Source organism: Streptomyces sp. KL116D, assembly GCF_030766975.1.
Taxonomy (GTDB): domain Bacteria; phylum Actinomycetota; class Actinomycetes; order Streptomycetales; family Streptomycetaceae; genus Streptomyces; species Streptomyces longispororuber_A.
This window is the reverse complement of the sequence record NZ_JASERH010000126.1, coordinates 21,377-45,078: the sequence shown is the minus strand read 5'-3', so window position 1 is coordinate 45,078 and position 23,702 is coordinate 21,377. Positions and strand designations below refer to the sequence as shown.

The window sequence follows — 23,702 nt, the reverse complement described above, 5'->3', positions numbered from 1 at the left end:
CGCACACGCGCCCTCACCCCAGACCCACCAGACCCGCCAACCCGATGCGGCCCCCGGCCGCGTACGCCGTCGCCCAACCCGTGCCCGTGAGCGCCGCCTCGATCCGCCGCCGCACCGGCTCCCGATACGGCGCCGGAGGCGTGGTGCGGCACAACGCGTCGACCGCGCCGAGGAGTTGCGCGGCCTCCAGGACGTCACCGCGCAGCACCGCCGCATCGGCCAGCAACTCCCCCGCGCACACCGCCCCGACCACGTTCCCGTAGTCCAGGAACGTGCGCAGCGCGGAGAGCGCGAGCCGCGCGGCCCCGGCATCCCCCTCCCAGCGCAACACCTCGGCCCGCGCGTACCGCACCCACGCCTCCGCCCACGCGTCCCGCACGAGCCCCGGCCCGCCGGGACCGCCCAGCGCCGCGTCGAGCGCGGCCTCCGGGTCCGTACGGACCAGGGCGAGCGCGAGCGAGGCGCGGCAGCCGGCCGGCCCCGGCCCGAAGTCCGGTATGTCGCCGAGGAGTTCGAGGGCGTCGCGGTACTCGGCGACGGCCGCGTCGGGCCGGCCCTGCCAGAGCGCCACCGACCCGCGCAGGTGCGCGAGGAGGCCGAGGCAGTGCTCGTCGCCCTCCCGGACGGCCGCCGCCCAGGCCGTCGCGAGCAGCGGATCGGCGGCCTCGGGCGAGCCGAGGTCGAGCTCCAGCCAGGCCGCCAGCCACAGCGCCCTAGGCGGCGCCGGGGCCTGGTGCAGGGCGAGGGCGTGCCGGAGCCGTTCGCGGCCCTCGGCGGTGCGGCCGCACGCCGTCCACAGGAACCAGAGGCCGACGACCACGTCGAGGGCGGTGCCCGATTCGACGTGCGGGGAGAGCGGCCCGGTCGCCGGGTCCATGGCCGCCCGCAGATCGGGGAGTTCGCGCAGCGCGAGGGCGCGGGCCTCGTCCTGGCGGCCCGCGCTCCACCACTCGGCGGCCTGCCGGGCGACTCCGGCGGCCCAGCGCCGGTGGTGCAGGACGACCGACCAGCGATCGCCCTCCAGGTCCGACGCGCGGGTGGCCACCGTCCGCTGGGCGGGCGGCAGCCGGTAGCGGCCGGTGTCCGGATCACGCAGCAGGACGTGCGGCGCGATGCGGTCGAGGATGCCGAGCACCTCGGCCGACGGCAGCGCCCCGGAGCCGCAGACCGCGCGGACCGTGTCGCGCTCGAAGTCGCCCTCGAAGACGGCGAGTCGGCGCCACAGCAGGCGTTCGACGCGGGAGCAGTGCGCGTAGGAACGCTCGGCCGACTCCAACTGGCCCGGGCCGGGCGGGATCCCGGCCGCGGCCCGGCCGCCCGGCAGCCACTGCGCCGCCGCTTCGAGCAGCGGCCCCGGCACCCCGCCGAACCTCCGGCACAGCTCCGCCGCCCCCTGCGGGTCCCGGGCCACGGCCGCCTCGCCGAACGCGTCGGCGAGCAGCTCCACGGCCTCGTACCGGACGACGTCCGCGGGGGCGCAGCCGGCGGGCGGCACCGCCAGGGGCGGCAGCACGACCACGGACTCGCCGCGCAGATGGCGGGGGCGGTCCGCGACGACCAGGACCGTCAGACCCGGCAGGTCGATCAGGAGCGAGGCGACGAAGGCGGTGCCCGCCCCGCCGAGCGCCTCCCAGTCGTCGAGCACGAGCAGCGCGCCCCGGCGCCCGCCGAGCCGGTGGCGCAGCCGGGCGGCGACGCCGTCGAGCTGTTCCGGCTCGTAGCCGGCGCCGGTCTCCCAGACCAGCTCGCGGCGCGTCTGGGCGGCGGCCTCGCGGGCGAGCCGGGTGCGGCCGGCCCCCGGCAGGCCGGTCAGGGACACCAGGCGGGCCGTGGCCAGGCGGGCGAGCAGCGCCGCCAGTTCCTTGCCACGCCCCACCAGATGACCCCCGCCGTGCCCAGGACGTCGCTGATCCGAGTCGTCCAGTGCCATGGATCCGTGCCCCCAGATTCCGCGATTAAGGCACGCTTAGTGGTCATGGGTACTGCGTGCCCGATTGAATGCATATGCCTGAGGCCCATGTTCGTACCGTGCGGCGAACCGTCCCGGGGTTGTCGGGATTACCGCCGAGGAGAGTTCGTGGGTACACGGGAATCCGCCGTTTCCGAGGTCGATCTCACCCTGATCCACGCATTGCAGATCGCCCCGCGGGCCGGCTGGACCCAGCTCTCGGCCGCGCTGGGGCCCGCCGCCGACACCCTCGCGCGGCGCTGGGCCCGGCTCACCGCACGCGGTCATGCCTGGTCGGGCGTGCTGCCGGGGGCGCTCGTCACCGGCAGCCCCGCGCTGTGCGCCGCGTGGGTCCTGGTCGAGTGCGCGGCCGGCACCGTCCCGGCCACGGCCGCCGAACTCGCCGAGGACCCCGGCACCCTGACCGTGCACCAGGTCGCCGGCCGCGCCGACCTCGTCCTGTACGTCGCCCGCCCGGACGCGGCGGCCCTCGACCGCTACCTCATGGAGCGGCTGCACCGGCTGCCGGGCGTGCGTGCCACCCGTACGCACGTCATCACCGGGATGTACGGCCCGGCCATTCCGCCCCGCCTCAACCAGCTCTCGCCCCAACAGCTGCGCCACGTAAGGGAGTTGACCGGCCGGCTGGTCCGCTCCGTCCGCACCGCGGCCCGCCCGGGGCCGCCCGACCAGGTCGACCAGCGGCTGCTGCTCGCCCTCGCCGACGACGGCCGCGGCGGCGTCGCGGCGCTCGCCCAGCGGGTGGGCACCAGCGAGTCGACCGTGCGCCGCCGGCTCAGCCGGCTGGAGACGACCGGCGCCGTGCTCTACCGCACCGAGGTGACCCCGCGTCACTCGGGCTTCCCCGTCTGGTGCCTGGTCTGCGCCGACGTGCCGCCCGACCAGCTCTCCACCGCCGCCGCCTCGGTGTCCCGGCTGCGCGAGACCCGCACCGTCACGGCGGTCACCGGACCGCACAACCTGTTCGCCTGCGCCTGGCTGAACCGCGTCGAGCAGCTGCCCGAGTACACGCAGAAACTGACCCGCAAGGTCCCCGGACTGCGCGTCGCGGACACCGTGCTCTCGCTGCGCGTGCACAAGCTCGGCGGCCACGTGTTCACCCCCGACGGGCTGCGCGAGCGGCTCGTCCCGCCGGACATCTGGGGCATCAACCCGCGCGCCTGACGGCGTGTACACCGGCCCGCGGACCGCCGCGCTGCCACAGTGACCACGAACACCCGCCCCAAATAACCCTTTTAGGGAGCATTCGTGGCCCACGTACACGTGATCCTCAACCAGAAGGGCGGCGTCGGAAAGTCCACGCTCGCCGTGAACCTCGCCGCCGTGACGGCGGACGTCCTCGGCGGCGCCCCCGACGCGGGACAGCCGCCGGTCGTCGCCGTCTCCATCGACCCGCAGGGCTCCGCCGTGTGGTGGTCCGAGCGCGTCGGCGACGGCCTGCCCTTCGACTTCGTGCAGGCCCACGACGACCTGGCCGGCCTCGCCGCCCTGTCCCGGATCCCGTCCGCCCAGCACGTCTTCGTCGACACCCCCGGCTGGCTCGACCTCGCCGAGGACGACGGCGCCGACCCGCTCGGCAAGGGCGCCGCCGCCGACGCCCTGCGCGCGGTCCTCTCCAACGCCACCGACGTCATCGTCCCCGTCGAGCCCGAACCGCTCGGCTTCCAGCCCACCCAGCGCACCGTCGAACGCGTCGTGAAGCCGCGCGGCCTGCCCTTCCGCGTCGTCATCAACAACTGGGACCCGCGCGACGGCAAGGCCGACCTGGAGCAGACCCGCGCCTTCGTCGAGGGCCAGGGCTGGCCACTGGCCCGCACCGTCGTGCGCCACTACAAGCTGCACACCCGCGCCAGCGCCGACGGCCTCGTCGTCACCCAGTACGGCGCCAACCGCGTCGCCCTCCAGGCCCGCGAGGACTTCTTCCGCCTCGCCCTGGAGGTCGGCCTCGCCGCGATCCCCAAGCCCGCCCGCCGCGCCAAGAAGAACGCGAAGAAGAAGGTGACCGTCTGATGGGCCGCCGCACCGACCTGTCGTCCCTGCTGGCCACCGACGCCAAGGACACCGCGCCCGCCCCGCGCAGGGCGCGCGACAGCAAGCCCCTCACGGTCGCCGTCACCGACCTCACCGAGAACCCCGACAACCCCCGCCACGAGCTGCGCGACCTCGACGGCCTCGCCGAGACGGTCCGCGAACGCGGCGTCCTCCAGGCCCTCGGCGTCGTCCCGGCCGCCGTCTTCCTCGCCGCCCACCCGCACCACAAGGAGGCCGTCGGCACCGCCCCCTACGTCGTCCTGCACGGCCACCGGCGGCTGGCCGCCGCACGGATGGCGGGCCTGGACGAGGTTCCGGTGCTGGTCAGGGAGGACGCCAGCCGCTCCGACGAGGACGCGCTCATCGAGAACGTCCAGCGCGACGACCTCACCGAACTGGAGCAGGCCCAGGCCATCCAGGGCCTCATCACCGCGTACGGCTACTCGCAGCGCCAGGTCGCCGCCCGGATCGGCAAGACCCAGGGATTCATCTCGCAGCGCCTGTCCCTGATGAAGCTGCGCGACGACATCCAGGAGGCCCTCGCCGACGGCCGCGTCTCCATCGAGGACGCCCGCCGCATCGCCCGCCTCCCGAAGGACGACCAGGCGCTGCCCGGCGAGGAGCAGGGTCCGACGGTCCCCGCCGCCCGCAAGGAGAAGCGCGGCCGCGATTACGGCGTAATCACGATCGACAGCCGGGGCACCCCCGAGGACGTGGTGGACGCCCTGCGCCGCCACCTCGCACCGGCCGCCCTCGACCGCGTGGTGGCCCTGCTCAGCCGATAGCGCCGCCCGGGTCGCTTACGGTGGGCGCGTGCTCGAAGTGCCGACCGTGCCGACCGCGCCGACCGCGCCGTCCCCGTCCCTGACCGATCCGCCCGCCGAGGCCGTCGCCCCGCTGATCCGCGGCCTCGACGTGCTGCGGCACCTCACGGACGCGGACGGCACGCTCGCCCTCGCCGAACTCGCCCGGGTCAGCGGCCTCGCCCGCGCCACGGTCGACCGGATCTGCGCGACCCTGGACCGGCTCGGCTACGTACGCCTCGACGGGCGGGACGCCACGCTCGCCCCGCCGCTGATGGCCGTCGCCAACGCCTGCCTCGACGCGCTGCGGCTGCCCGGACTGCTCGGACCGCTCGCCGACCGGCTCGCCGACGACCTCGACGAATCGGTCTCCCTCGCCGTCCCGGACGGCCCCGACATCCGCTTCGTCCACCAGGTGCTGCGCCGCCGCGCCCTGTCCATCAGCTTCCGGGTCGGCGACCTGCTGCCGGGCGAGGGATCGGCACCCGGCCTCGTCTTCGGGCGCGGGCTGCCGCTCGCCGTGGACGACCAGCTGGTCGAGCCGGGGCTGGTCGCGGTGGCCGTCCCGGTGCGCGACCCGTCCGGGCGCGTGGTGTGCGCGGTGAGCGTGGTCAGCCACACCAGCCGGCACACGGCGGCGGACCTCGCCGGTGCGGTCGCGGAGCCGCTGGTCGCGTGCGTCCGGGCCATGGAGTCGGTGCTGGCCGAGGCCGCCCCGCCCGCCGCCGAGCCGCCCCGGCGCGGTCCCGCGGCCGACGAGGAGCCCCCCGCGGCCGTGCGGTCGCTCGCCCGCGGCCTGCGCGTCCTCACCGCCTTCGACGCCGCCCGCCCCGTCCTCACCCTCGCCCAGATCGCCGAGGCGACCGGCCTGGCGCGGGCCACGGCCCGCCGCGCACTCATCACGTACGAGCACCTCGGCCACGTGGTCCGGGAGGACCGCGGCTACCGGCTCACGCCCCGCGTCCTCGCCCTCGGCTGCGCCCCGCTGTCCCGGACGACGCTGCCGCGCATCGCCGCCCCGCACCTGGCGGCGCTCTCCGAGCGGATCGGCGAGTCGGTGGGACTCTCCGTGCCCGACGGGGAGTCCGTGCGCTGCACCGCGCGGGTCGCGCCGCGCCGCGTCATGAGCGTCGACATCGGCGTCGGCACCCGGCTGCCCGCCGACGCCACGGCCGCCGGGCGCGTGCTGGCCGACGGCGCCGACCCGGCCGTCACGGACGGTCCCGAGGACGGGCTGCGGTCGGTCGCCGTGCCGGTCCTGGACCGGGCCGGACGGGTCGTCTCCGCGCTCGACGTCACCGCGCACCGCCGGCGCGGCGAGCCGGACGCCTGGGCGGCGGCGCTGCACGAGACGGCCGGGCGGATCGCGGCCGACCTGCACGTCACCTCGCGGTTCGTGGCCGTACCCGCGCACTGAGCGGTGAGACGGGGATCTCACCGCCCGCACGGACTTTGGGCCCTACTCCCGACGACGAAATCCCCGCAACCTGGACCCTGCCATGCCCTTCCGCAGCTCCAGCAGCTACTGCCCGCCACCGCACCCTGAGACCCGGCTCGGCGCCGACCGTCCCACGGGCGGCTGGAGTGCGCTCGTGGGGCTCGTCGTGGTGCTGGTCGCCGGGATCGTCGCCCTCGACCTGGCCACGCCCACCGACTTCCGCTCGCGCGCCCTGTTCGGCCTCGTGCCCGTGGTCGTGGCGCTGCTGGCACCCGTCATGGCCACCGCCGTCGTCAGCGGGGCGCTGCTGCTCACCTACCTGGGGCTGCAGACCCTCTCGCCCTCGCCGTCCGGGGGCATCGCCGTGCTCGGCCCGCTGATGATCGGCACCGGCGGACTGCTCGGCGTGCTCATCGCGCGCCGCAGGGAGGCCCAGCAGAGCCGGCTGCAAGCCCTCACGGACATCGCGGAGGCCACCCAGCGCGCGGTGATGCGGGTGCTGCCCGACCGGGTCGAGAACGTGCACATCGCCGACTTCTACCAGCCGGCCGCCCGCTCGGCCCGGGTCGGCGGCGACTGGTACGACTTCCAGCCCTCGCCGTACGGGCTGCGCGCGGTGCTCGGCGACGTCAGCGGCAAGGGCCTGCCCGCCGTGTCCGCGTCGGCGTCGCTGCTGGGCGCGTTCCGGGAGGCGGCCTACCACGAGGAACCGCTGGCGGAGGTGGCCCACCGCCTGGAGATCGCCATGCAGCGCTACAACGCGTGGACCCGCGTCACCCAGGACAGCGAGCGCGCCGACGCCTTCTCCACCGCGCTGCTGCTGCACTTCCCGCCCGACCCCGCCGCGGAGTACGTCGACGTCGTCGACTTCGGGCACGAGCCGCCGCTGCTCGTCTCCCCCGACGGCTCCGTGCGCACCCCCGAGCTGCCGCCCGGCCTGCCGCTGGGCATGGGCCCGCTGGGCGGCGACGCCCCGGAGACGGTGCGGCTGCCGCTGCGCCCCGGCGACACGCTCGTGCTGTTCACCGACGGCGTCACCGAGTGCCGGGACGCGTCCGGCGCGTTCTATCCCGTACGGGAGCGGATGGCCCGGCTGATCACCCCGGAGATCGCGCAGGCGCCGCCCGGCGCGCTGCTGCGGCTGCTCGCCGAGGACCTGCACGCGCACCGGCACGGCCCGCCGTCCGACGACGCGGCGGTCACCGTGATCCGGCGGACGGCGTCCCGTACGAGCGCCTTCGCCAGCGCCGAGGACGCCGCCCTGTACGACGGCCGGGGTCAGTACGCGACGGACATCCGGCCCCTGGAGTGGGCGTCCCGCTCGATCTCGTCGACGAAGGCGACGGCGTAGTCCTCGGCGCTGATCCGGCTGTTGCCCGCCGGATCCGTCATGAGCCGGTCGCCGCCGATCCGGAACTCGCCGGTGCGCTCGCCCGGCGCGATCTCGGCGGCCGGTGAGATGTACGTCCAGTCCAGGTCGTCGACCGTGCGCAGATAGGCGAGGACGTCGCGGTGGGCGAGCGCCTCGCCGAGGTAGGCGTCCGGGAAGCCGGGCTGCTCGGCCAGCGCCTGCCCGGGAGCGACCTCCAGGCTGCCCGCGCCGCCCACGACGACCAGCCGGGACACCCCTGACCTGCGCACCCCGTCGACCAGGATCTGGTTGAGCGCGAGGAACGGCGCCTGCGGGTCGGAGCCGTCGCGCGGCGGTGCGATCGCGGAGCCCACGGCGTCGTGGCCGGCGGCCAGCTCGCCCACCTTCAGCGGGTCGGTGACGTCGGCGGCGGCCGCCGTGACGCCGGGCACGGGGGAGCCGCCGGAGCGGCTGACGGCGGTGACCCGGTGGCCCCGGCCGACGGCCTCGGCGGCGATGCGGCTGCCGACCATGCCGGTGGCGCCGAGCAGCAGGATGTTCATGGCCTCAGCGAAACACGGCGGCCCGGCTCCCGCATGTTGCGGAACGTACGCCACCGGCGGTCAATGGAAGACGGGACGGGGGGTACCAGGGGGGCACGCAGAAAGGAGCCAGTCATGGCTCAGCACGCGGCACCCGCACCCCGACGTCGCACCGGCGGCGCGGCCCTCTCCCCGACCAGTGCCGCCGTCGTCCTGCCGGTTCTCGCCGGCATCGCGTACGGCTTCTGGGCGGCGAGCATCCAGCGGTTCGGCGGCGAGGTCACCGGCGGCAACATCGCGCTGGGCTTCGTCACCGGCATCCTCGTCGCGGCGCTCTGCTTCGGCATCCACCACTGGTCGAAGCAGCAGGCGGGCCGGCACTTCCTCGCGCGGGCCGGCGCCTGGGCGGTCTTCGCGGGCGTCGCCGTCGGCTTCCTGCACAGCCTGTCGAACCCGGCGATCCTGTGGTCGGTGGTGTTCGGCGCGATGATCGCGGCCGCCACGTTCACGGCGACGTACTACCGCTACTACTCGGCGAGCGAGTACGTGTGACGGTGCCCGCGTGACCAGGGCCCGTCGCCCTAGTACGTGACCCCGAACTCGACGCGGTAGTCCGAGCGGAACCACCAGCCGCTCGGGCTGCCGCCCTGCTGCTGTCCGTCGGGCGGGCACGGCACCGAGGAGCCGTCGCAGCTGGGCACGGAGCGTCCGCCGGTGTCCACGTAGGCGGCGCTGGCCCAGCCGTGGGCGCCGGTGAACCAGTACCAGGTGGAGTTCCCGTGCACCGACGAGCCGCCGGTCGCGCACTCGATGCGGTCCACGCTGCCCGGCGCCATCCGGTAGACGACGGCGTCCGAAGTGCTCGGTCCCGAGCGGAGGTTGAGGTCGGACCGGGAGACGACGGTCCCCCAGACGACGTCGCCACCACTGTTCGCACTGGCCGGGACCGCGGCGGTGACGGCGAGCACGCCGCCCGTCAGCAGGGTCGCCGCGGCAAGAGCGGCCGGAGTCGTTCGGCGCATGATCGGCCTCCTAGCTCCCCACGTCCAGGAAACACCCGTTCGGCCCAGTGCTCCACCGGAGCGATGAGTTCTGGCGGCGCCGCGGGTCTTCCTCTGTGACGTGACCGAGAGGGGCACCCGACATGAGCACGAGCACCATCGCCATCGAGACCGCGGGCCTGGTGAAGGTCTTCGGAGACACCCGCGCCGTCGACGGCGTCGACCTGACCGTCCCGGCCGGTACCGTCTACGGCGTGCTCGGGCCGAACGGCGCGGGCAAGACCACCACCGTCAAGATGCTCGCCACGCTGCTGCGGCCCGACGCGGGCGAGGCCCACGTCTTCGGGCACGACGTGACGCGCGAGGCCGACGCGGTCCGCTCCCGGGTCAGCCTGACCGGGCAGTACGCGTCGGTGGACGAGGACCTGACCGGCCACGAGAACCTGGTCCTGCTGGCCCGGCTGACCGGCCACGGCCGCCGGGCCGCGGCGGCCCGCTCCGACCAACTCCTCAGCGCCTTCGGCCTGTTGGACGCCGCGGGACGCCAGGTGAAGAACTACTCGGGCGGCATGCGGCGGCGCATCGACATCGCCGCGTCCATCCTGAACACCCCCGATCTGCTCTTCCTCGACGAGCCGACCACCGGACTCGACCCGCGCAGCCGCAACCAGGTGTGGGAGATCGTCCGCGCGGTCGTCGCCCAGGGCACCACCGTCCTGCTGACCACCCAGTACCTGGACGAGGCCGACCAGCTGGCGGCCCGGATCGCCGTGATCGACCGGGGCCGGGTGATCGCCGAGGGCACCAAGGGCGAACTGAAGTCGTCGGTCGGCGCGGGCTCCGTCCACGTCCGGCTGCGCGACGCGCACCGACGCCCGGAGGCGGAGCGCCTGTTGAGCACGGCCCTGGACGCGCACGTGCAGCTGGAGCCGGACCCGGTGGCGCTCACCGCGCGCGTCTCCGACAGCGACCGCGGCGCCGCCGAGCAGGCCTCGCGCGCCCTCGCCGAGCTGGCCGCGGCCGGCATCACCGTCGACAACTTCTCCCTCGGCCAGCCCAGCCTCGACGAGGTGTTCCTCGCCCTGACCGACCGCACGCCCGAGGAGGCGACAGCATGAGCACCACCACCCCCACCGTCGAGGCGCAGGAACTCGCGCCGGTCAGCGCCGAATCCCTCGCCGCGCTGCTCGTCGCCACCGAGCGCCCGCCGCGGCCGAGCGCCCTGTCCGCATCGCTCACCTTCGGCTGGCGGGCGATCCTGAAGATCAAGCACGTGCCGGAGCAGCTCTTCGACGTCACGGCGTTCCCGATCATGATGGTGCTGATGTACACGTACCTGTTCGGCGGCGCCCTGGCCGGCTCTCCGAGCGAGTACATCCAGTACCTGCTCCCCGGCATCCTCGTGATGTCGGTCGTGATGATCACGATGTACACCGGCGTCTCGGTCAACACCGACATCGAGAAGGGCGTCTTCGACCGGTTCCGTACGCTGCCGATCTGGCGGCCCGCGGTCATGGTCGGCTATCTGCTCGGCGACGCCCTGCGCTACACGATCGCGTCCGTCGTGCTGCTCGTGGTCGGCCTGGTCATGGGCTTCCGGCCGGACGGCGGGGTCCCCGGCGTGCTGGCGGGCGTGGCGCTGCTGCTCGTCTTCTCGTTCGCGTTCTCCTGGATCTGGACGATGTTCGGGCTGCTGCTGCGCACCGAGAAGTCCGTGATGGGCGTCAGCATGATGGTGATCTTCCCGCTGACGTTCCTGAGCGACATCTTCGTGAAGCCGGAGACGATGCCGGGCTGGCTGCAGGCGTTCGTGAACAACAACCCGGTCACCCACGTCGCGTCCGCCGTGCGCGGCCTGATGGAGGGCGACTGGCCCACGTCCGAGGTGCTCTGGTCGCTGGGCTGGGCGGCGCTGCTCGTGGCCGTGTTCGGGCCGGTGACGATGCGGCTCTACAACCGCAAGTGAGCGCGGCGGCCGGTAGGCCGTATGCCCGTCCCCGGTCGCGTCCGGCGCGGCCGGGGCCTTGCCTGGAACGGTGATCCGACGAACCGCCTCGACCGTCCTCCTCGTCCTCGCCTGCCTCCTGGTGCCGCTGGGCACGCTGTCCACCTGGGCGAAGTACGAGATCGGCGACGGCGACCGGTACGTCGCCGCGATGGCGCCGCTCGCCGAGGACCCGGCGGTGCGGAGCGCGGTCGCGGACGCGGTGACCACCGGGATCCTCAAGAACATCGACGTCGGCCCGCTCCAGTCGACGCTGGAGCAGTACCTGCACGACGCGGTCGTCTCGTTCACCGACACCGCCGCGTTCCGCACGGCGTGGAACACCGCGAACCGGGCCGCCCACGACGCGGTGCAGCAGGCCCTCGACGACGGCAGCACCGACGCCGTCACCATCGACCTGGCCCCCGTCACCGAGCAGGTCAAACGGCAGCTGGAGGCCGACGGCGTGCCGTTCGCGGCGCAGATCCCGGTCACCCACACCGAGATCACCCTCATGTCGGCCGGTGACCTCGACACGCTGCGCAAGGGGATCCGGATGCTCCAGGTCGCCGGTCTGTGGCTGCCGCTGGCCGCCGTCGTGTTCGCCGTCGCGGGCCTGGCGCTCGCCGTCCGCCGGCGCACCGCGGTGACCTGGACCGCGCTCGGCGCGGCGCTGGGCGCGGCCGCCCTCCTCCTCGCGCTGACGATCGCCCGCTCGCTCACCCTCGACGACCTGTCCACGGCCTCCGACAAGGCGGCGGCGGGCGCCGTCTACGACGCGCTGACGTCGTCGATGCGGACCGCCTCGTGGGTGATCGTCGGGGTGGCCGCCGCGGTGGCGCTCGCGTCGTGGCTGACCGGCAGGTACGGGCTGCCCGGCACCCGTTCGGCCGCTCCTGACGTGCCGTCGGACGACCCCGGAGCGAACATTCCGGTGACGCGAGGAGGCACCCACCATGAGCCAGACCACCCCCAACGCAACACCTGACCCGGGCCCCGACCCCGCCGCCTGGTCCGCCGACCACCGCAAGCGCACCCCCGACCCCACCCGCGGCGACGGCGCGGGCAGCGGCTGGGCCACCGGCGGCACGGTGTTCGCCGGCGTCCTCATGCTGGTCAGCGGCGCCCTGGGCATCCTCAACGGCATCTCGGGCATCGCCAGGGACGACGTCTACGGCCGCGTCGGCGACTACCTCTACTCCTTCGACCTCACCACGTGGGGCTGGATCCACCTGGTCGTCGGCATCCTCGTGGCGGTCACCGGCTGGGGCATCCTCAAGGGCTCCGACTGGGCGCGCGGCGCGGGCATCGGCCTCGCCGCGCTCTACATCGTCGAGTACTTCATGTTCCTGCCCTACGCGCCGATCTGGTCGGTCATCTCCATCGGCATCGGCGTCTTCGTCATCTGGGCGCTGGCCACCGACACCGGCGGCAGCCGCCGGACCGCCTGAGAACCTTCTGGCCCGCCCGGCCGTCTTACCGGGAGGATCCAGCTGACATCCCCAGCTGAACTCCCGACGGAAGGCCGGACCTTGGACCAGGGCCACATCACCGACGAAGCGCCCGACGCCCTGGGGTACGCACCCCAGGACGCCGGGCGCCGCCGCGTGGGCAGGGCCGGTGCGTGGGCGGCCGGGCTGCTGCTGGCCGGGGTCAGCGCGGTCGCCGGCTGCCGCGCCGCGGACACCGACGGCATCACGCCCGTGCCGCAGCTCCTCGCGTTCCTGCCCTGGCTGACGGTGCCGACGGTGGCGGCGCTGCTCATCGCCCTGCTCTCGCGGTGGCGCACCGGCATGGTGTGGGGCGTCGTCGTGCTCGGCTCGCTCGCCTGGTTCATGGAGCCGTACGGATCGGACTCCGAGCCGAGCAGCGCACCCGTCTCCGGCATCCGGGTGCTGGCCTCGAACGTGCAGTTCGGCCGCGGCACCGACGCGCTGATCGACGCGATCACCCGGCACAGGCCCGGCATCGTCTTCGTCGAGGAGTGCGACTACGAGTGCCAGGACTCGCTGGCCCGCGACTCCCTGGAGACCGCCTACCCCTACCGGCAGGCCGTGCGGGCGGGCGGCTCCGAGGGCTCCGTGATCCTCAGCGTGTTCCCGCTGAAGGCGGCGCCCGGGGTGGCCGGGACGATGGGCATGCCGGGCGCGACGGCCGACGTGCGGGGGCACTCCGTGCGGCTCCAGCTGGCGCACCCGATGCCGCCGCTGCCGGGGCAGACCGGGGTGTGGCGGCGCGAGCTGGGCCGGCTCGCGGACTTCGCGGCGCACGGCGCGGACGAACCGACCGTCGTCGCCGGGGACTTCAACGCGACGCAGGACCACGCGGCGTTCCGCCGGATCCTCGCCGCGGGTTCGCTGCGCGACGCGAGCCGGCTGGCCGGTGCCTCCCGCACCCCGAGCTGGCCGTCCTCGGCCCCCGCCCCGCTCGGCACCCAGATCGACCACGTGCTGGTGGGCCCGGACTTCTCTGCGGAGGACGTGCGCTTCCTGGAACTGGCGGACACCGACCACCGGGCGGTACTGGCGGACCTGACGCTGCACACACCGCCGAGCACCTCCGGCGACTGATCCGGCGGCTGATCCGGCGGCTGAGGAGCGAGGTCAGGGGCGGCATCCCGTGGGCTGACCGAAAGATCGCATAATGACCGCATGCCGCCCCACCTCACGCCCCCGGACTGGCTGGCCAGAACCCTGAAGCCGCAGCGCGCGCCCGTCCCGTGGGCCGCCGTGGCGAGGGCGGCCGTGGCGATGGCCGCGCCGCTGGCGGTGGGCCTGGCCACGGACCGGTTCGCCTACGGCGCCCTCGCCTCGATGGGCGCCCTGTCCGGCGTCATCGGCGACACCGCCGACGCCTACCGGATGCGCATCTTCAACATCGCCGTGCCGCAGCTGTTCGGCGCGCTCGGCGTGACGGTCGGGTCGCTGGTCTTCGGCCAGGGCTGGCTCGCGGTCGTGGTGGTCACGGCGGTCGCCCTGGTGTCCGGGATGATCTCCACGATCGGCGCGGTCGCCTCCGTCTCCGGACTGCTCCTGCTGCTCAACTGCGTGGTGGGCGCGGGCCTGCCGATGCCCGGCGCATGGTGGCTGGCGCCCCTCCTGATGACGAGCGGCGGCCTGCTCGTCCTGCTGCTCACCCTGCTCGCGTGGCCGCTGCGCGGCGGTGTCCCGGAGCGGGCCGCGGTCGCGGCGACGTACCGCGGTGTCGCCAACCTCCTGGAGGCCGCCGCCGGCGACCCCCTCCCGTACGCGGAGACCCGGATCGCGGTCACCCAGTCCCTCAACCAGGCCTACGACCTGGTGCTCTCCCGGCGCACGCTCGCGCACGGCCGCAATCCGGAACTGGTGCGCCTGGTCAGCCAGTTGAACGCGGTGACCCCCGTCGTGGAGGCCGCGCCCGCCGCCCACCAGTGCGGGATCCCGCTGCCGCCCGCCGTGCCCGCCGCGGTACGCAGGATCGCCGACGCCATCGCCGCCGGGCGGCCCGTCGGACCGGAGCCGCTCGGCCTGCCCGAGCCGGAAGGGCCCGCGTCGCGCGCCGTCAACCACGCGCTGCGGCACGCCGCCGAGGTCGCCTCCCGGCGCGGCGACGCCGACTTCACCAACGTCGACGACCGGCTCGGCCGCCCGGCGGCGCTGCGGGTGCGGCTGCGCCGCGGCGTCCGCAACGTCCTGCTGTCCGGCGCCTCCTGGCGGTACGGGCTGCGCCTTGCCCTGTGCATCGGCATCGCGCAGGCACTCGTCTCGATCGTCCCGGTGCCGCGCTCGTACTGGGTGGCGCTGACGATCACGTTCGTCATGAAGCCGGACTTCGGGTCGGTGTTCTCGCGGGCCGTGCTGCGCGCGCTCGGCACGGCGGTGGGCCTGGTCGTGGCGGCGGCCGTGCTCTCGGAGGTGCCGCTCGGCTGGTGGGACGTGCCCGCGATGGTGCTGCTCGCGCCGCTGATCCCGGCGCTCACCCCGCGCGGTTACGGCTTCCAGACGGCGGCCATCACCCCGGTGATCCTGCTCCTGTCGGACATCCTCAACCACCAGGGCACGGCCCTGCTGTGGCCGCGGCTCCTGGACAGCCTGATGGGGTGCGCGATCGCGCTCGTGGCGGGTTATCTGCTGTGGCCGGAGAGCTGGCACACCCGGATCGGCGACCGGCTCGCGGACGCGGTCGCGGACACGGCGGCGTACGTGGAGTGCGCGTTCGGCTCCGCCTCGGGCGGGGACGTGGACGCGGCCGACCGGGCGCGGATGCGGCGCCGCCTGTACCGGGACCTGTCGGTGGTCCGGGCCGAGTTCCAGCGGGCACTCACCGAGCCGCCGCCCACGGGGAGGCGGGCGGCGGCCTGGTGGCCCCTCGTCGTCGCGGTGGAGCGCATCGTGGACGCGACCACCGCGGCGCGGGTCCGGGTGCGGCACGGTTCGGCGCCTCCGGGGTCCGGGGAGGTGGCCGAGGTGGCGGTGCAGTTGCGGGAGCTCGCGGACGGGATCCGGTCCTCGGTGACCCTGGAGGAGGTCCGCGCCGAGTTCGGCCCGGCCGGCCCCCGGGACGGAGTCCTGGAACACGTCCGCCAGGAGGTCGCGGCCGCCCGCGCGATCGGCGTCCGGGGAGGGCCCACCGCCGAGCTGCCGACCGCGGGCTGAGTGTGGCTGGCCGCGCAGTTCCCCGCGCCCCTGAGATGCGCACTGCGTGCGCCATCTCAGGGGCGCCCGATGGAGCTGCGGCGGAGCCGCATGCTCCAGGGGCGCGGGGAACTGCGCGAGCAACCACGACGAGAGCCGCGGCCCGCGACGAGAACGCAACCCGGCAGCCGGGACCGGCTTCAGGGGCGCGGGGAACTGCGCGAGAAGCCCCACCGCCCCGCAGCCGGCGGCGTCACACGGCCTACCCGATCGTCACCCCCGCCCCCCGGAGGGCCTTCGCCAGACCGTTGGCCCAGAGCGAATTCACCCGGGCCCGCTCGTTCGCGTCCGGGTTCGGGTTCGTGCAGGACGGCCCGGGCCCGCCCCCGGACATGAGCTCGCTGCACGGACCCTCGTAGTGGTCCGGCAGCCCCAGCACGTGCCCGGTCTCGTGCGCCGTCACGCGCGTCGAGTCGTACTGCTGGTTCTGCGCGTAGTCCAGGAAGATGTAGCCGCCGCCGTGCCCGTCGGTGGAGGCGTACGACCCGCGCGCGTCGTTGCCCTCGTAGTACGCGAAGTCACCTCCGCCGGACGACGCCTGGAGCTTCACGTTCGACACGGACGCGTTCCAGATGGACGCGCTGTTCGCTATCTGCTGCTGGAAACTGGGTGCGCCGGACGCGTCGTACGTGACGGTGACGGCCGCGGCACCGGGGTGCGCGGCGCGCTTGGCCGCGACGGACTTCACGACCGCCTCGAAGAACGCCTTGTTGGCGGCGGCGTCCTCCGCGGACCCGGTGTAACGGGCCTGTGCGGGGGCGGTGGCCTGGGGGGATGCGGTCGCGGGCCCGGCCGCGAGCGCGGTGACGGTGAGCCCCGCGCCGAACGCGCACGCGAGGAGACGGACGACCTTGGACGTGGGGGGTGGTGTCATGGTCATGCAAGAGAGTGTGGGGGCGCGCGGGGCCCGTGGGAATGATGGCACTTGGCGATAACACGGGGTTATCACCCACCAACGCCGTTCCGGGAGCGGCCAGTTGCCGCCTGGCGTGGCCGCGACACCCGCCCTACCCTCGACCTCCATGGAGCTGGAGGTGCGCCACCTGCGCGTCCTGTGCGTGATCGAGGACACCGGCAGCCTGCACAAGGCCGCCCGCCAACTGGGCATGACCCAGCCCGCGTTGAGCACACAACTGCGCCGCGTGGAGGAGTTCCTCGGCGGCCGGCTGTTCACCCGGGAACGTACCGGCTGCCGCCCCACCCCGCTCGGCCGCGTCCTGCTCACCCGGGCCCGACCGCTCGTCGAGGGGCTGCGCGGCCTGGTCGACGAGACCCGCGCGGCGGCGGCCGCGGCAGCCGAGGCAGCGGGCCGGCTGCGGATCGGCTCCACCGCGAGCCGCGCCCTGCCCGGCTGGCTGCGCCGCCTGCGCACCGGCCCGCCCGGCGACGCGGACGAGCCGACGCTGCGCATGGACGTCTCCGCGCACGCCCTGCTGCGCATGGTCGACGAGGACCGCCTCGACGTGGCGTTCGTGCACGAGGTCGAGGGCCATCCGCTGCGGATCCCGGCCGGACTCGTCTGCCGGGTCCTGGTGGAGCGCGAGCCCCAGTTCGTCTCCCTCGCCACCGACCACCCCGCCGCCCGCCAGCCGGTCGTCCGCCTCAGCGATCTGGCCGACGACCGGTGGATGGTCGACCCGACGGTGGACGGCGAGTGGGACGGGCTGCTGCGGGCCCTGCGCGCGGCCGGCCTCAACCCCCGTGTCCTGCAAGGCGATTACCTCACCGCGGCCTCTCTCGTCGCCACCGGCGAGGTGGTCACGCTCTGCCAGCCCACCTCACGCTCCCGCCCCGACATGGCGGTCCGTCCGCTGCACGGCGACCCCGTCGGCGTACGCCTGCTGCTGGCGGCCCGCACCGAGGCCGTGCTCGACGCGGTCCACCCGCAGCTGCGGGCCGCGTACTGGGAGGCGGCGCGGCAGTCCCCCGCCTACCGGGAACGCCTCGCGCACCTGGGCACCGACCTTGGTCCCACGACAATCGGGCCCAAGGTCCAGGACCCGGCCTGACCTGCGGTTTCGCGCCAGTTACCGGAGCGCGGGCGAGTGTCGGCACGGCTGTTACACGACCGACGGACCACGCACATGTGGCGGCTCTAACTTCATATCCGTCGACGCCGCAAAAGGCGCAGACACGGACATTGAGTCACTGGCCGCAAGGCCGGCACGAGCCACGAGGGAAGCACCCATGCGCGCCACCCGACGCACCTTCCGCACCGCCGCCATCGCCACCGGTGCCATCGCCGCACTGGCCGTCCCCGCCACGGCCGCGTTCGCGGACACCACGCCCCAGCCGGTCGCCTCCGACGACCAGTCGCAGAACCAGAACCAGAACCAGAACCAGAACGAGGACCAGGGCCAGAACGGCACCGACGGCCAGGACCAGGCCACCCCGGACCAGAACGGCACGGACCAGAACGGCACGGACCAGAACGCGCGGCAGCTGATCAGGTCGACCGACCTGGCCGAGGGCTTCTCCGCCAAGGTCTACAGCGTCGGCGGCAACGGCGCGGAGGCCGACATATTCAAGGCAGGCGCCCTGGTCACCACCCTCAAGGCCAACGGCTCGACGGCCACGACCACCACCGGCGGCTACGTCTTCCAGCTCACCCCCGACGGGCAGCTCACCGCCGACCAGGACTCCAGCGGCGACCGGACGCAGCCCCCGGTCCCGGGCGGCTGGGAGTCCAAGGGCACCACGGACCTCGGCCACGGCTGGACCGCGGACGTGAAGGTCAACGCGTCGGCACGCACCGCCAAGGCCGACCTCTCCCGGAACGGCACGGTCAAGGGCCACCTCACGGCGTACGTCGACGACGCCACGAAGAAGATCGACGGCTACACCTTCACGCTGACCAGCGACGGCAAGGTCACCGCGAAGAAGGACGCGAAGGACCCGGTCGTCGGCGGCTGGGAGTCCAAGGGCGTGCAGAGGTTCGCCGACGGCTGGTCCGCGAAGGTCCAGGTGAACGCGTCGGCGCGGGCCGCCAAGGCCGACATCTCGCACCACGGCACGGTCAAGGGCCACCTCACGGCCTTCGACGGCAGCAAGTCCACCAAGATCGACAACTACACGTTCACGCTGACCAGCGACGGCAAGGTCACCGCGAAGAAGGACGCGAAGCCCGCCCCGGACCACAAGCGCCAGTACGTGAAGACGGTCCGGCTCGCCGACGGCGTCTCCGTCGCCAAGGTCTACAAGCTGGACACCTGCCACTACCAGGCCGACGTCTTCGCCCACGGCCAGCGGATCGACACCCTCGACGCGAACAACAGGACGGCGTACGGCCAGAACAACGGCCTGCACGTCGCCCTGAAGCCGAACGGCGCCGTCACGTCGTGGCTGGACGCCGCCCACAAGAAGACGCAGCACACCGAGCCGGCCCCGCGGACGCACTCCGGCAGCGGCACCAGCGGCAACACCGGCACCGGCAGCAGCACCGGGACCCGCACCCTCCCCCAGGGCGGGGTGAAGGCGGGCGCGGAGAACGTCTCGGCGCACACCTCGGGCGGCACCGACAGCACCCCGCTGATCGCGGCGGGAGCCGGCGCGGCGGCGGTCGGTGCGGCCGGCCTGGGCTTCGCTATGTACCGCCGCAAGAACCACAACTGACGCGACACACGCGGAGCACGTAACTCACGGACACGGACCGGCTGTTGGGGCGCCCACGGGGGAGCGCCCCAACAGCCATGCCCGCTCAGACGCCGATGTCGCGGCCGTCCTCGCGCCACACGGACACCACCGAGGGCCGCACGATCCGGCCCGGTCCGTCCGGCCAGGCGCTCGCGGGCTTCTCGACGGAGGCGCCGTCGACCTCGCCCGGGTGCTGCACGGCGACGATCACGCGCCGGTCCTGCACGAGCGGGCCGCAGGTCTCGGCGCCGTTCGGCATGGTGAGGAACTGCTTCAGCTCACCGCGCCGCTCGCCGCGGGTGGCGACGCCGAACAGGCCGTCGTGGGAGCCGAGCTGGTTGCCGTCCGTGGAGATCCACAGGTTGCCGTGCGGGTCGAAGGCGACGTTGTCCGGGCAGGAGATGGGGCTGACCTGCTCCTTCGGGAACCCGGCGAAGTACGTCGCCGGGTCCTCCGGGTCACCGGCGACCAGGAAAAGCGACCAGCCGAAGGACAGCGCCTCCGCGCGGTCGCGGTGCTCGGTGAGTTCGAGGACCTGGCCGTGCTTGTTGAGGTTGCGCGGATTGGCCTCGTCGGCGCCGGCCTTGCCCGCCTTGCCGCGGTCGGTGTTGTTGGTGAGCGCGACGTACACCTTGCCGGTGCGCGGCGACGGCTCGATGTCCTCGGGCCGGTCCATCTTGGTGGCGCCCGCCTTGTCACCGGCGAGCCGCGTGAAGAGGTAGACCTCGTCGGCGGTCATGCCGTCGACGTGCGAGACGGCCCGGCCGCCTGCGTAGGCGGTGGCGAGCGGGATCCACGTACCGGAGCCGTCGAACTCCCCGTCGGAGGGAAGAGTCCCGCTGCCGTCGATCTCGCTCGCGGGCGAGTTCCCGCTGAGCCTGGCGACGTAGAGGGTGCCCTCGTCGAGCAGCGACAGGTTGTGCTCGTGCGCGGCGCGCGAGGTGCCCTTGGCGACGCGCTTGCTGCTGACGAACTTGTAGAAGTAGTCGAAGCGCTCGTCGTCGCCCATGTAGACGACGGGCCGCCCGTCGTCGGTCAGCCGGGGCTGCGCCGCCTCGTGCTTGAACCGGCCGAGCGCCGTCCGCTTGCGGGGTGTGGACTCCGGGTCGTACGGGTCGAGCTCCACGACCCACCCGAACCGGTTGACCTCGTTCGGCTCCTTGGTGAGGTCGAAGCGCTCGTCGAACCGCTCCCACTTGCGCTCGGAGGCGCCGCCCGCGACGCCGTACCGCTTGAGGCGGGCGGCGGTCGTCGGGTCGGTCACGTCCTGGGCGTTGGCGAAGTACTGGTTGAAGTTCTCCTCGCCGTGCAGCGTGGTGCCCCACGGGGTGGTGCCGCCCGAGCAGTTGTTGAGCGTGCCGAGGACGGTGGTGCCGCGCGGGTCGGCCTTCGTGCGGACGAGCGCGCTGCCCGCGACCGGACCGGACAGCCGGAACGGGCTGGTGGCGGTGAGCCGGCGGTTGAGGTGGTGCCGGGTGACCGCGTTCAGCGCGCCGCTCCTGCGGCTCTCCTCGACCACGACGACGGACAGACCGTGCGCGGCCCACGCCACCTCGACCTGCTCACGCGTCGGGTTGGCCGGGTCGTAGCCGCGGAACATCAGCACTTCGTCGGTGTACTCGTGGTTGGCGACGAGCACCTGCCGGCCGCGCTCCCCGCGCAGCGGCAGCAGGCTCAGGAAGTCGTTGTTGTAACCGAACTGCCCGGCCTGCGCCCTGGCCGTCTGCTTCTCCGGGTCGAACGCGGGCGCGCCGCGCAGGATGGGCTCGCCCCACCGGATCACGACGTTCTGCGCGTGGCCCGCCGGGACGGTCACGGTGTCGGCGGTGTTCGGCGCGACGGGCGTGAACCGCAGGCCGCGCGCTCCGCGTTCACCACCGCCGTGCCCGTACGCCGACGGGGTGGCGGCCCGCGCGGGGGCGGCGCCCGTGCCGACGACGGCCGAACCCGCCGCGGCGGCCACGGTCACCACGGCGGCCGTGCGCATCAGGGAGCGCCGGCTGAGGGCTCCGGCGATGACGTCGCCGACGTATTCGTTGTCGCTGGTGTTCGGCACCTCGCCGAAGCAGGCGTCACCGCACCGGAACCGGCAGGTCATCGCCGAACGCCCCCCGGGATGCCCGCCGTTGACCTCGACCATCGGCAGCGTTTTGCGCACGCTTTTCCTCCCCTTTGCGATCCGTGTGGGCGTGACGCTAGGCGCGTAGAGGTGCGGCGAGGGGGACGTCGGATGAACGCGGGGTGAACCTGTGCGGGGCGGGCGGCAGTTGCGCGCTCCCCCGATCGGGCCGACCCTTCCCAAGATCACGGTCGGCGGCGGCTAACCTTACGTGTCCGCCCTGGCCAGGGGTTCCAGGGACGTGGGGACAACTCATGCGGAAGGTTGCGCACATGGGCATTCTGGATCTGCTGCGGAACGCGTTCGGGCGGTCCCGCAAACGGGACGAGACCGCACCGGCCGTCACCGAGCAGGAGCCGACGCCGGCCGCGTCCGCATCCGCGGAACAGCCGAAGGTACCCGCTCCCGCGAAGGGCGAGACACCGGCCGAGCCTGCGGCGAAGGACGACGAGGCCGCGGACGACCTGGTCGCGGCGGCCTTCGACAACGTGACGGTCCCCAAGCCGTCCCGCACCACACCGGACCCGATCCCGGAACCCCGCACCCCGGCGTCCGCCGAATCCACCACACCCGAGGTCCCGGCCCAGGCGACGGAACCGGAGCCGACCCCCGAGGTCCCGGCCCAGGCCGACGAGCCCGCCGCCGAGACCGAGCCCCCGGCCCAGGCCGACGAGCCCGCCGCCGAGACCCCGGCGCAGGAGCCCGAGCCCGAGACGCCGCTCGCCACCGAGGTCCCGCCCCAGGCGACCGAACCGGAGCCCGAGACCCTGGCCCCGACGGCCGAGACCTCGGCCCAGGCCGCCGAGACCCCGGCCCCGACCGCCGACACCCCGACCCAGGCCGAGAAGCCGGAACCGGAGGCCGAGACCGAGGCTGCTCCCGCTGCCGAGGCCGAGGCGCAGGCCGAGCAGCCGGAACCGGAACCGGAGCCGGAGGCCGAAGTCTCCACCGCCGCCGACACCCCGGCACCGGCCGAAGACGCGGAGGCCGAAGTCTCCACCGCTGTGGGCAATCGTCCCGCAGGGCGGGACGGGTGGGCACAGCCCCCGGTGCCGCGCACCGAGGACGAGGGCGCCGACCCCGTCGCGGCAGAGACCCCCGTCCCGGCACAGGCCGAAGAGACCGCACCCCCGGTGCAGGCCGAGGAGAGCGACGACGTCGACCCCGTCGCGGCAGAGACCCCGGCCCCGGCCGACGCCGAAGAAACCGCAACCCCGGTACAGGCCGAAGAAACCGCAACCCCGGCCCACGCCGAAGAGAGCGACGACGTCGACCCCGTCGCGGCGGAAACCCCCGCCCCGGCCCACGGCAAACCCGCTCACCCGGCCACCCGCGTGAAGACCCGGGCCCCGGGCCTGGCCACGGCCTACAAGGCGGCCGGCGCAGAGCTGAAGAAGCGCGACCTCACCGGCACCCGAGCCACGGTCTACCTCGTACTGGACCGCTCCGGCTCCATGCGCCCGTACTACAAGGACGGCTCCGCCGCGGCCCTCGCCGAGCAGACCCTCGCCCTCGCCGCCCACCTGGACGCCCGCGAGACCCCCACCGTCCACACCGTCTTCTTCTCGACGGACATCGACGCCACGGGCGACCTCACGCTCGACGACACGTACGAGACCAAGATCGACGAGTGGCACGCGGCCGCGGGCCGGATGGGCCGCACCAGCTACCACCGCGCGATCGAGGAGGTCGTCGCCCACCACGAGAAGAGCGCCGACCCGACCGCCCCGGCCCTGGTGGTCTTCCAGACGGACGGCCCCCCGGACGTCCAGCGCCCGGCGAACGAGGCCCTGGCGAAGGCGGCGAGCCGCCCGATCCACTTCCAGTTCGTCGCGTTCGGCGACCCCGACGCCAAGGGCTTCGACTACCTGCGCAAGCTGAAGGCGGACAACGCCGGCTACTTCCACGCGGGCCCGGCCCCGCGCGAGCTGACGGACGCCGAGCTGTACAAGGGCCTCCTGGCGACCTGGCGCCCGTAAGGCACACCGGCGACCACGGGCAACCGCGAGCAACAACCACAAGAAGGCCCACGGCCGTCCGCACGGTAAAACACCGCGCGGGCGGCCGCGCCATGTCGGCTACGATTTCTAGATTCAGCGGACGGAAACCCTTACTCCGCGCCACTCCGCGCAACGCATCGTCACGACTTGGGAGCAGC

General features: G+C 74.0%; 20 protein-coding genes. 15 read left to right on the top strand and 5 right to left on the bottom strand.

The window, feature by feature from the left end:
• Window positions 1-13: 13 nt before the first annotated feature.
• Window positions 14-1,930, bottom strand: coding sequence for a hypothetical protein (locus RBJ77_RS46315; protein WP_372350460.1), 1,917 nt, complete (start codon window positions 1,928-1,930; stop codon window positions 14-16).
• Between the two features lie 147 nt (window positions 1,931-2,077).
• On the opposite strand from RBJ77_RS46315, the gene RBJ77_RS46310 reads away from it, so the two are divergent.
• From RBJ77_RS46310 to RBJ77_RS46290, 5 genes are all read left to right on the top strand, one after another.
• Window positions 2,078-3,133, top strand: a complete 1,056-nt coding sequence (locus RBJ77_RS46310) for an Lrp/AsnC family transcriptional regulator (protein WP_372350459.1) — start codon at window positions 2,078-2,080, stop codon at window positions 3,131-3,133.
• A gap of 84 nt (window positions 3,134-3,217) precedes the next feature.
• Window positions 3,218-3,979 carry a ParA family protein gene (locus RBJ77_RS46305; RefSeq protein WP_372350458.1) on the top strand — a complete coding sequence of 254 codons (762 nt, stop codon included), beginning with the start codon at window positions 3,218-3,220 and terminating at the stop codon, window positions 3,977-3,979.
• Complete coding sequence (locus RBJ77_RS46300) at window positions 3,979-4,785, top strand: ParB/RepB/Spo0J family partition protein (protein WP_372350457.1); 807 nt, start codon at window positions 3,979-3,981, stop codon at window positions 4,783-4,785. Before RBJ77_RS46305 ends, RBJ77_RS46300 begins: the two co-directional genes overlap by 1 nt.
• Before the next feature lie 28 nt (window positions 4,786-4,813).
• The gene (locus RBJ77_RS46295; RefSeq protein WP_372350456.1) at window positions 4,814-6,220 is read left to right on the top strand and encodes a helix-turn-helix domain-containing protein; all 1,407 of its coding nucleotides are present in this window, start codon (window positions 4,814-4,816) and stop codon (window positions 6,218-6,220) included.
• 82 nt (window positions 6,221-6,302) lie between these two features.
• Window positions 6,303-7,592, top strand: coding sequence for a PP2C family protein-serine/threonine phosphatase (locus tag RBJ77_RS46290; protein WP_372350455.1), 1,290 nt, complete (start codon window positions 6,303-6,305; stop codon window positions 7,590-7,592).
• On the opposite strand, the gene RBJ77_RS46285 is transcribed toward RBJ77_RS46290, so the two are convergent.
• Entirely contained in the window at window positions 7,520-8,155 is a 636-nt protein-coding gene (locus RBJ77_RS46285; RefSeq protein ID WP_372350454.1) for an NAD(P)-dependent oxidoreductase, read from the bottom strand. The two genes, RBJ77_RS46290 and RBJ77_RS46285, sit on opposite strands and share 73 nt — an antisense overlap.
• Before the next feature lie 114 nt (window positions 8,156-8,269).
• Between RBJ77_RS46285 and RBJ77_RS46280 the strand changes: the two genes are divergently transcribed.
• Complete coding sequence (locus RBJ77_RS46280) at window positions 8,270-8,686, top strand: hypothetical protein (RefSeq protein WP_372350453.1); 417 nt, start codon at window positions 8,270-8,272, stop codon at window positions 8,684-8,686.
• Between the two features lie 29 nt (window positions 8,687-8,715).
• Here RBJ77_RS46280 and RBJ77_RS46275 read toward each other — a convergent pair whose 3' ends face one another.
• Window positions 8,716-9,156 carry an SH3 domain-containing protein gene (locus RBJ77_RS46275; protein ID WP_372350452.1) on the bottom strand — a complete coding sequence of 147 codons (441 nt, stop codon included), beginning with the start codon at window positions 9,154-9,156 and terminating at the stop codon, window positions 8,716-8,718.
• Window positions 9,157-9,278: 122 nt separating this feature from the next.
• On the opposite strand from RBJ77_RS46275, the gene RBJ77_RS46270 reads away from it, so the two are divergent.
• From RBJ77_RS46270 to RBJ77_RS46245, 6 genes are all read left to right on the top strand, one after another.
• On the top strand, window positions 9,279-10,253 hold the full coding sequence (locus RBJ77_RS46270; protein WP_372350451.1) for an ATP-binding cassette domain-containing protein: 975 nt from the start codon (window positions 9,279-9,281) through the stop codon (window positions 10,251-10,253).
• A complete protein-coding gene (locus RBJ77_RS46265; protein WP_255979271.1) occupies window positions 10,250-11,101 on the top strand; it encodes an ABC transporter permease in 852 nt (283 codons plus the stop codon). The genes RBJ77_RS46270 and RBJ77_RS46265 overlap by 4 nt, the downstream gene beginning before the upstream one ends.
• Before the next feature lie 70 nt (window positions 11,102-11,171).
• Window positions 11,172-12,107: a hypothetical protein gene (locus RBJ77_RS46260; protein ID WP_372350450.1), complete on the top strand. Its 936-nt coding sequence runs from the start codon at window positions 11,172-11,174 to the stop codon at window positions 12,105-12,107.
• Entirely contained in the window at window positions 12,076-12,570 is a 495-nt protein-coding gene (locus tag RBJ77_RS46255; RefSeq protein ID WP_372350449.1) for a hypothetical protein, read from the top strand. The genes RBJ77_RS46260 and RBJ77_RS46255 overlap by 32 nt, the downstream gene beginning before the upstream one ends.
• A gap of 81 nt (window positions 12,571-12,651) precedes the next feature.
• On the top strand, window positions 12,652-13,689 hold the full coding sequence (locus tag RBJ77_RS46250) for an endonuclease/exonuclease/phosphatase family protein (protein ID WP_372350448.1): 1,038 nt from the start codon (window positions 12,652-12,654) through the stop codon (window positions 13,687-13,689).
• An 81-nt stretch (window positions 13,690-13,770) separates the two neighbouring features.
• Window positions 13,771-15,753, top strand: coding sequence for an FUSC family protein (locus RBJ77_RS46245; protein WP_372350447.1), 1,983 nt, complete (start codon window positions 13,771-13,773; stop codon window positions 15,751-15,753).
• 241 nt (window positions 15,754-15,994) lie between these two features.
• On the opposite strand, the gene snpA is transcribed toward RBJ77_RS46245, so the two are convergent.
• Window positions 15,995-16,666, bottom strand: coding sequence for a snapalysin (gene snpA / locus RBJ77_RS46240; RefSeq protein ID WP_372350446.1), 672 nt, complete (start codon window positions 16,664-16,666; stop codon window positions 15,995-15,997).
• Window positions 16,667-16,814: 148 nt separating this feature from the next.
• Here snpA and RBJ77_RS46235 point away from each other — a divergent pair, with 148 nt between their 5' ends.
• Both RBJ77_RS46235 and RBJ77_RS46230 read left to right on the top strand, forming a co-directional pair.
• A complete protein-coding gene (locus RBJ77_RS46235) occupies window positions 16,815-17,801 on the top strand; it encodes a LysR family transcriptional regulator (RefSeq protein ID WP_372350445.1) in 987 nt (328 codons plus the stop codon).
• 178 nt (window positions 17,802-17,979) lie between these two features.
• Entirely contained in the window at window positions 17,980-19,404 is a 1,425-nt protein-coding gene (locus RBJ77_RS46230) for a hypothetical protein (protein ID WP_372350444.1), read from the top strand.
• A gap of 85 nt (window positions 19,405-19,489) precedes the next feature.
• On the opposite strand, the gene RBJ77_RS46225 is transcribed toward RBJ77_RS46230, so the two are convergent.
• Window positions 19,490-21,565: a PhoX family phosphatase gene (locus RBJ77_RS46225; RefSeq protein ID WP_372350583.1), complete on the bottom strand. Its 2,076-nt coding sequence runs from the start codon at window positions 21,563-21,565 to the stop codon at window positions 19,490-19,492.
• A 251-nt stretch (window positions 21,566-21,816) separates the two neighbouring features.
• On the opposite strand from RBJ77_RS46225, the gene RBJ77_RS46220 reads away from it, so the two are divergent.
• Window positions 21,817-23,523, top strand: coding sequence for a VWA domain-containing protein (locus tag RBJ77_RS46220; RefSeq protein WP_372350443.1), 1,707 nt, complete (start codon window positions 21,817-21,819; stop codon window positions 23,521-23,523).
• Window positions 23,524-23,702: the final 179 nt, after the last annotated feature.